The 13799-nt window shown below is 62.3% G+C and carries 16 protein-coding genes; 6 read left to right on the forward strand and 10 right to left on the reverse strand.

The window, feature by feature from the left end; genetic code table 11:
- The first annotated feature begins 289 nt into the window (after positions 1–289).
- Positions 290–1033 (forward strand): putative phage abortive infection protein, encoded by a 744-nt coding sequence (locus C7435_RS05515; RefSeq protein ID WP_121210342.1) that lies wholly within the window; start codon positions 290–292, stop codon positions 1031–1033.
- Here C7435_RS05515 and C7435_RS05520 read toward each other — a convergent pair.
- Positions 1030–2562 carry an acyl-CoA carboxylase subunit beta gene (locus C7435_RS05520; RefSeq protein ID WP_121210343.1) on the reverse strand — a complete coding sequence of 511 codons (1533 nt, stop codon included), beginning with the start codon at positions 2560–2562 and terminating at the stop codon, positions 1030–1032. The two genes, C7435_RS05515 and C7435_RS05520, sit on opposite strands and share 4 nt — an antisense overlap.
- Before the next feature lie 166 nt (positions 2563–2728).
- Here C7435_RS05520 and C7435_RS05525 point away from each other — a divergent pair, with 166 nt between their 5' ends.
- Entirely contained in the window at positions 2729–3823 is a 1095-nt protein-coding gene (locus tag C7435_RS05525; RefSeq protein ID WP_170150344.1) for a GNAT family N-acetyltransferase, read from the forward strand.
- 33 nt (positions 3824–3856) lie between these two features.
- Here the strand turns inward: C7435_RS05525 and C7435_RS05530 are convergent, their stop codons facing one another.
- From C7435_RS05530 to C7435_RS05540, 3 genes are read right to left on the reverse strand one after another with little or no spacing between them, the layout of a single operon-like run.
- Positions 3857–4525 (reverse strand): 2OG-Fe(II) oxygenase, encoded by a 669-nt coding sequence (locus tag C7435_RS05530; protein WP_075190847.1) that lies wholly within the window; start codon positions 4523–4525, stop codon positions 3857–3859.
- Between the two features lie 53 nt (positions 4526–4578).
- A complete protein-coding gene (locus C7435_RS05535; protein WP_121210345.1) occupies positions 4579–5346 on the reverse strand; it encodes an ATP12 family chaperone protein in 768 nt (255 codons plus the stop codon).
- Positions 5343–6053, reverse strand: a complete 711-nt coding sequence (locus C7435_RS05540) for an HAD-IA family hydrolase (protein WP_233350689.1) — start codon at positions 6051–6053, stop codon at positions 5343–5345. The genes C7435_RS05535 and C7435_RS05540 overlap by 4 nt, the downstream gene beginning before the upstream one ends.
- A gap of 111 nt (positions 6054–6164) precedes the next feature.
- On the opposite strand from C7435_RS05540, the gene C7435_RS05545 reads away from it, so the two are divergent.
- Positions 6165–6488, forward strand: coding sequence for a DUF1244 domain-containing protein (locus tag C7435_RS05545; RefSeq protein ID WP_199288356.1), 324 nt, complete (start codon positions 6165–6167; stop codon positions 6486–6488).
- On the opposite strand, the gene C7435_RS05550 is transcribed toward C7435_RS05545, so the two are convergent.
- Positions 6485–7477: an RluA family pseudouridine synthase gene (locus tag C7435_RS05550; protein WP_121210347.1), complete on the reverse strand. Its 993-nt coding sequence runs from the start codon at positions 7475–7477 to the stop codon at positions 6485–6487. The genes C7435_RS05545 and C7435_RS05550 overlap by 4 nt on opposite strands.
- Positions 7474–7857, reverse strand: coding sequence for a fluoride efflux transporter CrcB (gene crcB / locus C7435_RS05555; RefSeq protein WP_121210412.1), 384 nt, complete (start codon positions 7855–7857; stop codon positions 7474–7476). The genes C7435_RS05550 and crcB overlap by 4 nt, the downstream gene beginning before the upstream one ends.
- Before the next feature lie 530 nt (positions 7858–8387).
- On the opposite strand from crcB, the gene C7435_RS05560 reads away from it, so the two are divergent.
- Complete coding sequence (locus C7435_RS05560; protein ID WP_121210348.1) at positions 8388–9110, forward strand: DUF6624 domain-containing protein; 723 nt, start codon at positions 8388–8390, stop codon at positions 9108–9110.
- A gap of 3 nt (positions 9111–9113) precedes the next feature.
- Here the strand turns inward: C7435_RS05560 and C7435_RS05565 are convergent, their stop codons facing one another.
- Positions 9114–9488 (reverse strand): hypothetical protein, encoded by a 375-nt coding sequence (locus C7435_RS05565; protein ID WP_121210349.1) that lies wholly within the window; start codon positions 9486–9488, stop codon positions 9114–9116.
- A gap of 67 nt (positions 9489–9555) precedes the next feature.
- Positions 9556–10872, reverse strand: coding sequence for a replication-associated recombination protein A (locus C7435_RS05570; protein ID WP_121210350.1), 1317 nt, complete (start codon positions 10870–10872; stop codon positions 9556–9558).
- Positions 10873–10952: 80 nt separating this feature from the next.
- Between C7435_RS05570 and C7435_RS05575 the strand changes: the two genes are divergently transcribed.
- A complete protein-coding gene (locus C7435_RS05575) occupies positions 10953–11423 on the forward strand; it encodes a VOC family protein (protein ID WP_075190854.1) in 471 nt (156 codons plus the stop codon).
- Positions 11420–11854: a VOC family protein gene (locus C7435_RS05580; RefSeq protein ID WP_121210351.1), complete on the forward strand. Its 435-nt coding sequence runs from the start codon at positions 11420–11422 to the stop codon at positions 11852–11854. Before C7435_RS05575 ends, C7435_RS05580 begins: the two co-directional genes overlap by 4 nt.
- Here the strand turns inward: C7435_RS05580 and C7435_RS05585 are convergent.
- Both C7435_RS05585 and rplQ read right to left on the reverse strand, forming a co-directional pair.
- Entirely contained in the window at positions 11851–13254 is a 1404-nt protein-coding gene (locus tag C7435_RS05585; protein ID WP_170150345.1) for a Do family serine endopeptidase, read from the reverse strand. The genes C7435_RS05580 and C7435_RS05585 overlap by 4 nt on opposite strands.
- 89 nt (positions 13255–13343) lie before the next feature.
- Positions 13344–13766 carry a 50S ribosomal protein L17 gene (gene rplQ, locus C7435_RS05590; protein ID WP_075190856.1) on the reverse strand — a complete coding sequence of 141 codons (423 nt, stop codon included), beginning with the start codon at positions 13764–13766 and terminating at the stop codon, positions 13344–13346.
- Positions 13767–13799 lie beyond the last annotated feature (33 nt).

The raw sequence follows: 13799 nt of genomic DNA on the forward strand, positions 1-13799 counted from the left end.
TGTGACTCGTATCTACTCACACCAAAATCGGAGCACCTCCCAGCCTGCGGACATCTTATCATGAACCAACTCACTCGCGTGTAGTACAGAAGCGGAATTCAAGAGCCAAACAACCAGCGGCGCTAAAAGGATTCAGGTGAACTCTGTTAGCATACCTCACTTCGCTTCAAGCGTTGGGAACCGACCCAAGACTCAGAACGCCAATGCGAGCAACTTTGGATTGCCGTATATAGAGCCAACTGAATCCGGCTAGAGTGCCATCAACCATTCGAGCTTGAAGAGGACCAAAATGGCAATTCACCTGCAACAGCACCAAAACAATTTTGGATGGCTTAGATGGGCGCTCGTTGCGCTGGTCACGATTTCATTTTTCGCGATCATTATCATGTACTTTGTTGAGTTTAATGGCGAATTATCATCAAAAAGCGAGGATTGGGCAGCTTTTGGAGCACTGATTGGTGGCACAGCGGGCACGGGCGTTGCTCTAATCGCGCTAATTGTTTTGTATTGGGGAGTACAAATTCAGCGCCATGAGATATTCGAAATAAAAAAGAGCGCTTTTGAACAAAACTTAGAAAACACACTATTTAAACTAATATCTCTTTACAGAGACAATGCGCAATCTTTTGAGTACAGCAGCACGAGGGGACCACGCGCGTTCGACCAGCTCATACTTCACATTGCGAAGGGTGGAGATTCCGACAAAATCACAAAATATCAAAGATACTACGAAAGCTTAGACTACCAGTTGGGAAGTTACCTTCGGACAATTTTTCGAATTTTTAAGTATATTGATGAGAATTCTGCATCATCACAATTTCACGCTGACATTGTCAAAGCACAAATTACGAACTCTGAGCTTTCACTTTTGCTGCTAAATGGCCTTATAGAAAAAGGGTTGAGATTTAAGGAATTAATAGAAAAGTACACCATTCTTGAACACATAGGTGATGCACATCGTGAGTTTTTTGAGAAACACGGATTATATCAACTGTACTCAGAATCCGCTTTCAAAATGACGTCCACCCCCTAAAGCGGAATGTTATCGTGTTTCTTCCACGGGTTCTCCGCCTTCTTGTTCTTCAGCGTTCTTAGCGCCGAGATCAGGCGTTTGCGGGTGCCGTGGGGCATGATGACGTCGTCGATATAGCCGCGGCCGGCGGCGACGAAGGGGTTGGCGAAGCGGTCTTCGTATTCGGCTGCGTGGGCGGCCATCTTGTCGGGGTCGGCGGCATCCTTGCGGTGGATGATCTCGGCGGCGCCCTTGGCGCCCATCACGGCGATCTCGGCAGTCGGCCAGGCGTAATTGACGTCGCCGCGCAGATGTTTCGAGCTCATCACGTCATAGGCGCCGCCATAGGCCTTGCGGGTGATGACGGTGAGCTTGGGCACGGTCGCCTCGGCATAGGCGAAGAGGAGTTTGGCGCCGTGCTTGATCAGGCCGCCATATTCCTGGCGCGTGCCGGGCAGGAAGCCGGGCACGTCGACAAAGGTGACAATCGGGATGTTGAAGGCGTCGCAAAAGCGCACGAAACGGCCGGCCTTGCGGCTGGCATCGCTGTCGAGCACGCCGGCCAGTGACATCGGCTGGTTGGCGACAAAGCCGACCGGCTGACCGTCGAGGCGGCCGAAACCGGTGACGATATTGGCGGCATAATCCGGCGCGATCTCGAAGAAATCGCCCTCATCCGCCACCTTCTCGATCAACTCCTTGATGTCATAGGGCTTGTTCGGATTGGACGGGACCAGCGTGTCGAGGCTGGGCTCCATGCGCTCGGCATTGTCATGGGTCGGGCGTTTGGGCGGGGTTTCGCGATTGGACAGCGGCAGGAAGTCGATCAGGCGGCGCAGCTGCACCAGCGCCTCGATATCATTCTCGAAGGCGCCATCGGCAACGCCGGACTTTTTCGCGTGGATGGAGGCGCCGCCCAGTTCTTCATGGGTGACGGTCTCATTGGTGACGGTCTTCACCACGTCCGGGCCGGTCACATACATGTAGGAGGTGTCCTTCACCATGAAGATGAAGTCGGTGATGGCCGGCGAATAGACATCACCGCCAGCGCACGGCCCCATGATCATGGAGATTTGCGGCACGACGCCCGATGCCAGCGTGTTCTGCAGGAAGATATCGGCATAGCCCCCCAGCGAGGCGACGCCTTCCTGGATACGGGCTCCGCCGGCGTCGAAAATCCCGATGATCGGGGCGCCGTTCTGGATGGCGGCTTTCTGGATCTTGACGATCTTCTGGGCATGGGTCTCCGACAGGGAGCCGCCGAAGACGGTGAAGTCCTTGGAGAAGAGATAGACCAGGCGGCCATTGATCGTGCCATGGCCGGTGACCACGCCATCGCCGGGGATTTTCTTCTCCGCCATGCCGAAATCGACGCAGCGATGCTCGACAAACATGTCCCACTCTTCAAACGAGCCGTCATCGAGCAGGAGTTCGATGCGTTCGCGAGCCGAGAGCTTGCCCTTGCCGTGCTGTGCGGCGATGCGCGCTTCTCCGCCGCCCATCCGGGCCGCGGCGCGTTTGGCTTCCAGCTGCTCGAGCACGTCTTTCATGGCAGGTCCTTCCCCACGGGATTCTTGTTATGCGCCAGATAGCAGACCCGCGAATGCTTGTGCAATCAAGCCGGTGCGCCAGTCACAGGCCGCAACCCCACCGCACGCAGCAGCCCGGGCGCATCTCTTGCAGGGTAAACGGCATGACGGGATTGGGGATCGGCGCATGAGCGACCAGATGACTCGGACGGACATTGTGACACTGGACGGGATTGGCGCCGCCGAGCGCCAGGTCTGGAACGGTTTTCGTGAGCAAAACCGGTCTCTTGCCTCGCCTTACTTCTCGCTGGACTTTGTCGAGGCGGTGGCTCGCCGACGTCAGGACACCCGTATCGCCATCCTGCACCGAAACGGCACAATCGCCGGATTCCTGCCGCTGCACCTGTCCCGTTCAGGCGTGGCACGGCCGATCGGCGGCCCGTTGGGCGATCATCATGGCCTGATCACCACGACGCCCGATCTCGATGTCGAAGCCGCGCTTGCCGGCAGTGGATTCGGTATCCTCAATTATCACGGCGCCCTCGCCGACCAAGCCAGCTTCGCCCGCGGCAGCACGGCGCCGGCCGAGATTTCCTGGGTTTCCGACCTGTCGTCCGGGTATGACAGTTTTCTCGATGATTGCGCCCGCGAAGACGCCAAGGCGATGCGCAATATCCGCGCCCGTCAGCGCAAGCTGGCGGAGCTGGGCGACCGGGTTGTCTTCCGTCTTGACGACCGGCGTCCCGACGCCCTGCGCGCGGTGATCGAAACCAAGCGCGAGCAATATCGCCGCACCAACGCCCTCGACGTCTTTGTCGCCAGCTGGGCCCGTCACCTGATCGAGGACTTGTTCGACACCGACACGTCGGAATTTGCCGGCATGCTGTCGACCGTCGAGATCGATGGCCAACTCGCCGCTGCCCATTTCGGCATGCGTTCGGACACGGTGCTGCACTACTGGTTCCCGGTCTACCGGCCGGAGTTTTCCAAGCTCGGACCGGGCCTGACGCTTTATCTCGAAATCGCCCGCCACCTCGCGGACCAGGGCGTGCGCGAAATCCATCTCGGACCAGGCGATTATGACTTCAAGCGGCGTCTCTCGAATGCCGGCTTCGGTGTGGTGGGCGGGCGGCTGCAACGCCCGTCCCTCGCCCACGCGCTGGTGCGAACCGGCCAGGCGATCGACAGCATGGCCCAGGCCCTGCCGCTAGGGCGCGTGTCGAACTGGCCGGGCAAAGCCTTCCGCCGCCTCGACCGTTGGGCCGCCGTGCACGCCTTCTGATCAAAGGATGCGGCAGTCGGGCCAGTCGTTTCGCTATTGAAACGGGTTCAGCTTTTTCAGAAAATACTGCAGCCCGCCGCGGTTTTCCTTGCGGTCGAGTTCTTCCTGCGAGGTCAGGAAAGTCGTCTGCACGACATAGCGCTCGCCCTCGAAGGGCAGATGGCCGTGCCAGGAATTGTCGGCCCGCAGGAAGGCAAAGACATAGCCGGCCAGCGGCGGGACTTCCTCGGTGAAATCCTCGAAATCCTTCGGCCCGTTGAGCACGCGGATACAGCCGGCACCCGTGCCGTCCCACTCGGCATTGAGATAGGTCAGCATGGTCAGGATTTTCGACTTCGAGTCGTTGTGGATCGGCCCGTCCGACAGCTGGGAGACCTTGCGCACGGTGATCATGCGCGGCTTGTCGGTGAAATCGACGCCAAACTTGTCGCTCAGGACCTGCGCCAGCTCGGCGGAGTTGAGATCGTCCATCAGGCGCTTGAACTCGCCGGTGGCTTCCAGCTTGGAGAGCGGCAGATAGCCCGGCTTGTCGATGGCGGGATAATCACGGCGCACGTCCGCCGCCTCGCGCTCGCTGAGCGCGGCTTCGGCGACGAAATAATTGTATGGCTCGGTCCGCACGCTGGCCTTGCGCAGGACGTCAAAGTCCAGCAGCCCGCCGGGGCCGGTCTTGCCAGCTTGCACAGGGGCGGTGTCAGCCATGGTCCAGTCTCCGCAACATCAAGGGATGCAGGTTAATCGTCTGGCGCCTGGCATCAAGCCGCAGACGCCGCGTCCAATGCACGCAGGACTTCGCCCATCACCACCAATTCGGTGCGCAAGCGGGCCAGGCGGTCGGCGGCTTCATGGTCTTCGCCCCACTGGCTGATCTGGAAATGCTCATCCAGGGTCGAGAGGACGAAGGCTTTCTCGCCGTCAATCTCGCCGTCAAGCAAGGCCAGCGCAATCAGGGCCGAGCCGCAGACAGCGGTGACATGGGCCAGTGTCGTCAAACGCCAGTCATCGAGCTCGCCGGCCCGCTGCATGACACGCTGCAGGGCGACCGGATCCTGGTCGATCGGCATCAGCCCGGTGGCCGGCACGAAATGCGCGCCGAGGGCACTTTCAGCCCATGCGATGATCGGGTCCCAGGCGGCGGCTTGCGATGCGGCCAGTGCGGGCGGTTCCGGCGCACGGAAACAGACGAGATCAGTCGAGGCATATTTCGTCACCTCGGCCACGGTCTCCGCGCGGGCATTGGGAATCAGATCCAGCGCCACGAAGCATAGCCGCGTTGCCGGCATGCTTGGCGCATCAATGCGCTCGCCCTGGGCCGCCCATTCAGCAGCAACCAGCTCTGCCAGTGCCCGCGTCGGCAGCGCCAGCGACCGCTTGGCCGGTGATTTGACCGGGCGCCCGTCGAGATGCACGGCAAAGACCTCGCCGTCCGCGACCACGGTCACATCAGTGTAGAAACGCTTGGGCAGTGCACTCTCGCGGCTTGGAATTTTTACGCCCGGCTTGGTTTCATAGGTCTGGCTCATGTGCCTGTCTCCTGCCCGGCGGCGCTATCGACCGCGGCGGCAAACCGGTCCAGCGCGGCATCAAGTCCGGCGAAATCATGATGGATGCTGTCGGCGCCACCTTCGGCAATCTCGTCGGCAGTGTGGAAACCCCAGCCCACACCAAGCGTATGGACACCGGCATTACGGCCCATCTCCATGTCAAACCGCGTATCGCCGATCATCACCGTCTGGAAGGTGTCCGTGCCGGTCTCCCGCATCGCGTCCAGCACCATGCGCGGATGCGGCTTGCCAGCGCCGCCATCGACGGTCTGCAGCGTGTCGAAATAGCGATGCAGGCCGTGATGCTCGAACACGATGTCGAGGCCGCGACGGGCCTTGCCGGTCGCCACGCCCATCAACCAGCCGGCATCGACCAGTCGCTCGATCGTGTCGCGCACGCCGTCATAGAGCGGTTCGGAAAAGCCGGCCTCGGCGCGCTGCTCGACAAAGGCTTCCTTGTAGAAGGTGGCGAGCTGAACGGCTTGCACGGCGGAATAGTCCGGCGGCGCCAGGCGGGTGACCGCTTCGGTCAGCTCCAACCCGACAATGGTGCGGGTGCGGTCATATTCGATCCCGCCCAGACCGGCGCGGCGAAAGGCGCGGTCCATGGCTTTCTGGATCACCTGGCGACTGTCGACGATGGTGCCGTCGACATCCCAGATCGCGAGTTTGAGTGGGGTGCTCACGCCGCGAGGCTCCTTCTGCTTGGCCGCGACATAGGCGGCTGCGCCGGGCTTGGCAAGCAGGCCCCGCCTCATGCTACCCATGCATCACACGCAAGCCGGAGCGCCGCCGCCATGACCCTGCCCGAAAACATCACCGAAACCGAGCGCACGGCGCTGGATGCTGCCGCCTTTCGCCGCCTCGTCGCGCATCTGGACGCCCACAAGGAAGTCCAGAATATCGACCTGATGCTGCTCGCCGATTTCTGCCGCAACTGCCTGGGTGACTGGTGGCGCGAAGCGGCGTCGGAGCGCGGCATCGAAGTGACAAAAGACCAGGCCCGCGAACGCGTCTACGGCATGCCGCCCGCCGAGTGGAAAGCGAAATATCAGGGCGAGACCAGCCCGGAGAAAGTCGCGGCCTTCAAGGCCAAGCAGGCGGCAAAAGACAACGGCTAGGCCAGATCATCTTCGATGTCGACCTCACTGATTTCCTTCACCGAGAAGCCGAGCGTGTCATAAATCTTCTTCAGCGCCGGCGGCAGGTCCGCGGTCAGCACCAACGGCTTGCCGCCCGGTCGCGGGACTTCCAGGCGGCGGGCGTGCAGGCATAACCGTCGCCCCAGGTCTTCCGGGGCCGGACGGTGGCAGGTGTATTTCTTGTCGCCGAGAATGGCGGTGCCCATGGCCGCCAGATGGACCCGCAGCTGGTGGGTCCGGCCCGTGACCGGACGCAGCGCCACCCAGGAGGCTTTCTGGCCGGCCTCGCCGATCACCACATAGCGGGTTAGGGCGTGCTGGGCACCGTCATCACCATGCCCGGCCGCGACCATGGTCTCGCGCTCACTGTCGACCCCGACCGAGGCGGCCTTGCGCATGAAGCCCTTGATCTCGCCCTTCTTGGGCTTGGGCACACCAATGGCGATAGCCCAGTAGGTCTTGCGGGTCTTGTGCGACTGGAAGGCCTTCGCGAGGCGCGCGGTGGCCTTGGGTCCCTTGCCGACGATGAGAATGCCGGACGTGTCCTTGTCGAGCCGGTGCACCAGGCGAGGCCGGTCAAGACCTGTGCCGAAAGCATCCAGCAGACCGTCGAGATGTCGCGTTGTCTTGGAGCCCCCCTGAACCGCAAGGCCGGCCGGCTTGTTGAAGGCGATCAGCTCGTTGTCCTGATAGATGACCAGCGACTTCACATAGGCAATGTCTTCGTCGGACAAACGATTGGCCGGCGGCCGCTCGCCGGGTTCCGGCAGCGGCGGGATGCGGATCTCCTGGCCCTCATGGACGCGGCTGTCCCCCTTCACCCGACCACCATCGACCCGGATCTGCCCCTTGCGGCACAATTTCTGGACCATGATTGCCGAGACGTGCGGGAAGCGGCGCTTGAACCAGCGGTCGACCCGGGAATCATCTTCGCTGGCTTCAACCTTGATCGTCTGGACGCCGCTCATGCGAAGGCCCTCCGCATGATCCACAGGCCGAGGAAGACTGCGGCCAGGGCCAATACGACCGAACTGGCCGCATAGCCAAAGGCCGGCAGGATGGCCTTGCGTTCCAACATGTTGGCGATCTCCAGCGAGAATGCCGAGAATGTCGTGAAGCCGCCGAGGAAGCCCACGGCACCAAACAGGCGAATATATTGCTGGTCGGCGCGGTCGGTCGCGGCCAGCCAACCAATCAGCAGGCCCATGAGAAGGCCGCCGACCAGATTGACGGCGAATGTGCCCCACACCTGTTCCGGGCCGAACCAGCGAAAGGTCAACCGGCCGACCTGATAGCGCGACAAAGCACCCAGCGCACCGCCGGCACCGACGAGAAGATAATTGATCATCCCGGCTCGATAGGGTCCCGCAGCCGGATTGGCAAGCGCGCCGGCATTGGCCGCCGGCACATTAACGCGACACCAACCAATCCTAAATTTCATGTCACAATCGATAAGTCATGCAATTACGCAATGCTGCTTTGGTGTAATGACGATTGTGTGACGCCGCTAAGTCCTTATTTACCAACGTGCGAACCGGGAAGGCCCGGCGCGCCAAGAAGACAAGGACTGAACCCATGATGGACCGTGTTTCGAACTCCCTCTCGACACTCGTCAATGTACTTTTCGTGGCCGGTGTGTTTGGCGCCATGACGATCGCCCTCGGCGGCGCATTCGCCTAGGTTGGGCCGCCCCCAAGGGCTCAACCGAACGGCATCCGATCCGGACCGGCGACGCGCCTCACAGTCCCCCGTCCTGATCGACCCCGACCCCAAGCGAAAGCGGCAGTCTCTCCCCAAGGACTGCCGCTTTTGTTTTGCCTGATGCCTTGGATACGCCACACGCGGCGTTAGACTGGCTGAAACTTGGGGAGTCGCATCATGTCCGTATTCATTCTGGCCACCATGCTGATCCTGCAGGACGCCGAGGCCCCGCCCGCGCCGCAGGAAGCCCCGCCCGCTGTCGCCGATGCCGAGGCGACCGACAACACGCCGGCGCCACTTCCCACTGACGCCGCGACCCTGATCGCCGAGTTTGACGCCGCCTATGCGCAATGGGGTGACCTCATCGCCGAAATGGCCGCCCGCAAGGCCCGCGACCGCTATATTCGCGACTTGCTGCTATCGCGCATCTCACGGTCCGACCTTGACCCGGGCGCCCGCCCGGCGATCATCGAGGCCACCGCAGACACGTTCAACGCGGTCGATCAAGCCAACACAGAATGGGCTGTCGGCCTGCTCGATGAGCACGACTTTGCCGCCCTGATCAGTGAACAGCCTGCCCTCGCCGCTGACATTGCCGCCCTGATCCAGCAAGGCGACCTGGCGGCCCAGCGTCGCCTGCTCGAACTGGTCGAACCCTTCGCCCTTGCCGGTGACTTCAACGGCATGCGCTACGCACTGCTCTACGACCGCATTGCCGTGGCTGACGACCGGCCACAACGCTATGGCTCACGTTTCATTTGCGAGAATGGCGAACAGGTCTACCCGCCGATCGAAGACCCGGACACGGTCGATGAGCGGCGGGCATCGCTGGGCCTCGAACCACTCGCGGCCTACCAGGAACGCTCCAACCGGTTTTACGGATCCAGCTGCAACGAGTGAGCCTCAGTCCTTGGCGCGCAGGCTCATCACCAGCACCAACGCGACCGAGACGATCGCCATGATCGCGCTGATGCCCAGCAAGGGTCCCACCGCGGCCTCCTCGACCATCTGCCCGAACATCAGGTAGAGCGACGGGATCATGACGAGCACCGCAACATGGTGCAGTCCGACCTGGGCCCAGGCCAGAAGGCCGTTACCCAGCTTGAAAACGCGGTACAGGATCGCCCAGAGAATGGGTAAAACACCGCCCAGCAGCATCATGTGGGCGTGGGTCGGCATCTGCGTGTGATCGCCCGAGCGGCCCATATGCTCGCCCAGCAACATGCCGAGAATGAGCCAGAGCAAGCCAAGCGTCAGGTGAATGCGTTCCGGTTTCATGTGAACTCCCCCCAGAGAAATGATGCCGGAAGGATTCGCGCGAACCGCGCACTTGGCAAGTCCCGCGTTATGAGCGGCCACCTCGCCGCTCCCCACGCAGCCTGCGCCAACGCGCCAGACGTTCGCCAATCGCCGCTTCGCGGCCATTGTCCGTCGGTTCGTAAAAGACCGGACGGTCCGGCATGTCGTCGGGGAAGTAGTCCTGACCGGAGACACCGCCAACGGCATCATGATCATACTCATAGCCCTTGCCATAGCCCTGGTCCTTCATCAGGGCGGTGGGCGCGTTGAGGATGTGGGCGGGTGGCATCAGGGAGCCTGTCGCCTTGGCGGCTCTCTGGGCCCGCTTGAAGGCGACGTAAACGGCATTCGACTTGGCGGCGGTCGCCAGATGGACCACGGCATGGGCCAGCGCCAGCTCGCCCTCGGGTGAGCCGAGGCGTTCATAGGTGCGCGCCGCCTCATTGGCGATCATCAGGCCGGTCGGGTCGGCCAAGCCGATATCTTCCGACGCCATGCGAACCAGACGCCGGGCCAGGAAGAGCGGGTCCTCACCGCCTTCCAGCATGCGGGCGAACCAGTAGAGCGCCGCGTCCGGGTCGGAACCGCGGATCGATTTGTGCAGGGCCGAGATGAGGTTGTAGTGCTCCTCGCGATCCTTGTCGTAGGCAGTGGCGCGCTTGTTGAGCAGCTCGGCCAGGTCATCAGCGCTCACTTCGGTCTCCGGATCGAAGGTGAAAACCTCCTCGACCAGGTTGAGCATGTAGCGGCCGTCACCATCCGCCATCGAGCGCAGGGCGGCGCAGGCGGCGGCATCAAGCGGCAGCGAACGGCCCATCTCGGCTTCGGCGCGCTGCATGAGCAGGTCCAGCCCGGCATCATCCAGGCGTTTGAGCACCAGGACCTGGCAACGCGACAACAGGGCCGCATTGAGTTCAAAGGACGGGTTTTCGGTCGTGGCGCCGACCAGGGTGACGGTGCCCTCCTCCACGACCGGCAAAAAACCGTCCTGCTGGGCCCGGTTGAAGCGGTGGATCTCGTCGACAAAGAGCAAGGTGCCCCGCCCCTGCTGGCGCCGCGCCCGGGCGCGCTCGAAAGCTTTCTTGAGATCGGCGACACCGGAAAAGACCGCCGACAAGGGTTCGAATTCCAGACCGCTATCCTCGGCCAGCAAGCGCGCAATCGTTGTTTTGCCGACGCCGGGCGGGCCCCACAGGATCAGCGAGGCGAGCCGCCCCTGGGCGCGCATGCGGGCGATCGGTCCCTTGCCGGCGAGCAGGTGATCCTGCCCGACCACATCGGCAAGCGTTTGCGGGCGCAGCCGGTCGGCAAGCGGGCGCGGGGCATCAGCGTCAAGGCCGGCGGCTTCAAACAAGCTGGTCATTGCGACAAAGCCTAGGCGTGTTCGCGGTTTCACAGAAGTGCGGGCGTGATAGAGTTGCAGGCAGAAAACGGGAGGCAGAGATGAGCGATCCGGAGACCCGGCAGCGACCGGCCAATGATCATCAGGGCACAGCCACCGCCAGCGGGGTGACGCCGCATCTGACCACCAAGGACGCCCTCGCCGCGGTCAAATTCTACAAGGCCGCCTTTGGCGCCGAGCTGGTTTTCTGCCAAATGGCCGAAGATGAGAAACGGGTCCTGCACGCGCATCTGGTGATCAATGGCGGCTCGGTCTTCCTGCATGATGATTTTCCGGAATATCGCGGCGGCACGCCGGCACCGGCACCCGCCAGTATCGCGCTTCACATGCAGGTCGATGATGTTGATGCCTGGTGGACCCGAGCGACCAGGGCCGGCGCCGAAATCGCGATGCCGCTGGCCGACATGTTCTGGGGCGACCGCTATGGTCAGATCAAGGATCCGTGGGGCTATGTCTGGTCACTCGCGGCGACGGCGACCTCAAAGAAAATCGACAACGGAGACACGGCATGAATGAGACCCATGAGCCGCCGACCTCGGGCGTTGCCCCCTATCTGAGCGTGCGCAATGGCGCCGCCGCGATCGAGTTTTATACCCGGGCCTTGGGTGCGGAGTTACTGGAACGCTATGACTTCGAGGGCAAGCTCGGTCACGCCACGCTGCAGATCAATGACGGGATCGTCATGCTCGCTGACGAATTCCCCGAGCACGAGGCCCATATCGGCAATGTCGCCCCGGCAACGCTGGACAACCGGACCACGTTCACGCTGAACCTGTATGTCACCGATGCCGATGCCTGGTTCGACAAGGCAATTGCGGAAGGCGCGTCAGTGGTCCGCCCGTGCAAAGACGAATTCTTCGGTCGGCACGGCAAGATCCGTGACCCGTTCGGTCATGTCTGGAGCTTCGTGGCGCTCAAGCCCCACGATCCGTCCGCCAGCTAGTAGAGCCGCACCGACGTCTCGAAACGTTGCCCGCGACGTTCGACCACGAGTGGCCAGACCTGTTCACCGTCATGACGGGCCAGCACCTCGGCGACGTCGTCGAGCGAGCGGATCGGCGTGCCCATCAGTTCGACCAGGTGATCGCCGGGTCGGAAGCCGAAACGACCGGCCACCGAGCGCCGTCCGACCGCGCTGACGACCACGCCGCTGCGGAAAGGATCCAGGCCGACACGCTCATTGAAAGCCGGTGACAGGGTGACCATGGCAGCGCCCGACAAGGGATTGCGACCGGCCACTTCGAACGGATCCGGTTCGGCAATTCCGGGGGCCGGCTGGACGGCGACATCGAAGGTCATTTCCTGACCATCGCGCAGGACGGTGAAGACCGCATCATCACCGGCGGCCCGGGTGGCGAGGCGGAACCGCGCGCCCGCCTCATTGTTCACTGCCTGGCCATCGATCGCGAGAACGATATCGCCCTGCATCAAGCCAGCCTCGTCGGCCGCTGCCTGCGGGTAGACCTCATTGACCAGTGCTCCCCGCGGACGGCTGAGACCGAACGCATCGGCGATATCGCTATCCACCGGCTGCAGTCGCGCGCCAAGCCAGGGCCGGATCAGCTCGCCCTCACTCATCGCCGTGTCGACGACGCGGGCCACCATTTCAACCGGAATGGCAAAGCCGATCCCGTTGGAACCACCCGAGCGCGAGAAGATCATCGTGTTCACACCGACCAGCTCACCATCCATGTCGACCAGCGCCCCGCCGGAATTGCCCGGATTGATGGCAGCATCGGTCTGGATGAAAGAAGCAAAATCGGTCTGGCCGACATCGGTCCGTGCCAGCGCCGAAACGATGCCGGAGGTGACCGTCTGGCCAACGCCGAACGGATTGCCGATCGCCAGCACCAGATCGCCGACCTCGATATCACCGGACCGGTCGAAAGGCAGGACCGGCAAGGGTTCACTGGTTTCAACACGCAGCACGGCCAGGTCAGTCGCTTCGTCGGTGAGCAGGATCCGAGCCTCGAACTCCCGCCGGTCGGCCAGGACCACGCGCAATTCGGTCGCACCGGCCACGACGTGGTTATTGGTCACGATCACACCGGACGCATCGACGATGACGCCGGAACCCAGCGAATTCTGTTCGCGCGGCTGACTGCGGAACATGCGCGAAAAGAAGGGGTCATTGGCAAAGGGGTGCTGATTGGCAACCACGCGGCGCGAGAAGACGTTGACGACGGCCGGGGTGGCTTCACGCACCAATGGCGCGAAGGACATCTGCATGTCCATCCGGCTCTCCGGGACAACCCGGTCATCAGCGGCACCGGCAAGGTCGATCTCCTGGGCGGCTGCAGGCGCAGACGCGAGGAGGCAGGCAAAGAGGACTGTTCGTATCATGGCACCCATATAGGCTGGATTGCGGGCACGAAAAAGGCGGCCCTGCTGAAGCAAAGCCGCCTTTTCCTGAACTTGTGCTGACCGGGAGCTTACTCCTCAGTCATACCGCCTTCTTCCTCGAGGCGCGCGCGGTCGGCGGCACCCTTGGCAGACGGGTCGCGGTCGACCAGCTCGATGACCGCCATCGGGGCATTGTCACCGTGACGGAAGCCGGCTTTCAGAACGCGGGTGTAACCACCATCGCGCTCGGAATAGCGACCGCCGAGCGTGTCGAACAGTTTCTTGACCTGGTCCTCATTGCGGACCTTGGACATGGCCTGACGGCGGCCGTGCACGTCGCCGCGCTTGGCCAGCGTGATCAGCTTGTCGACAAACGGTGCCAGTTCCTTGGCTTTCGGCAAGGTGGTGACGATTTGCTCGTGCTCGATCAGCGAGGCAGCCATGTTGGCCAGCATCGCCTTGCGGTGCGAATGGGTGCGGTTAAGCTTGCGGTGTGCGATGCCGTGACGCATGGCTTTATCTCCTCAGGTCCGGTTCAGGCGCCT

The organism is Maricaulis maris (genome assembly GCF_003634045.1).
GTDB classification, from domain to species: Bacteria; Pseudomonadota; Alphaproteobacteria; order Caulobacterales; family Maricaulaceae; genus Maricaulis; species Maricaulis maris.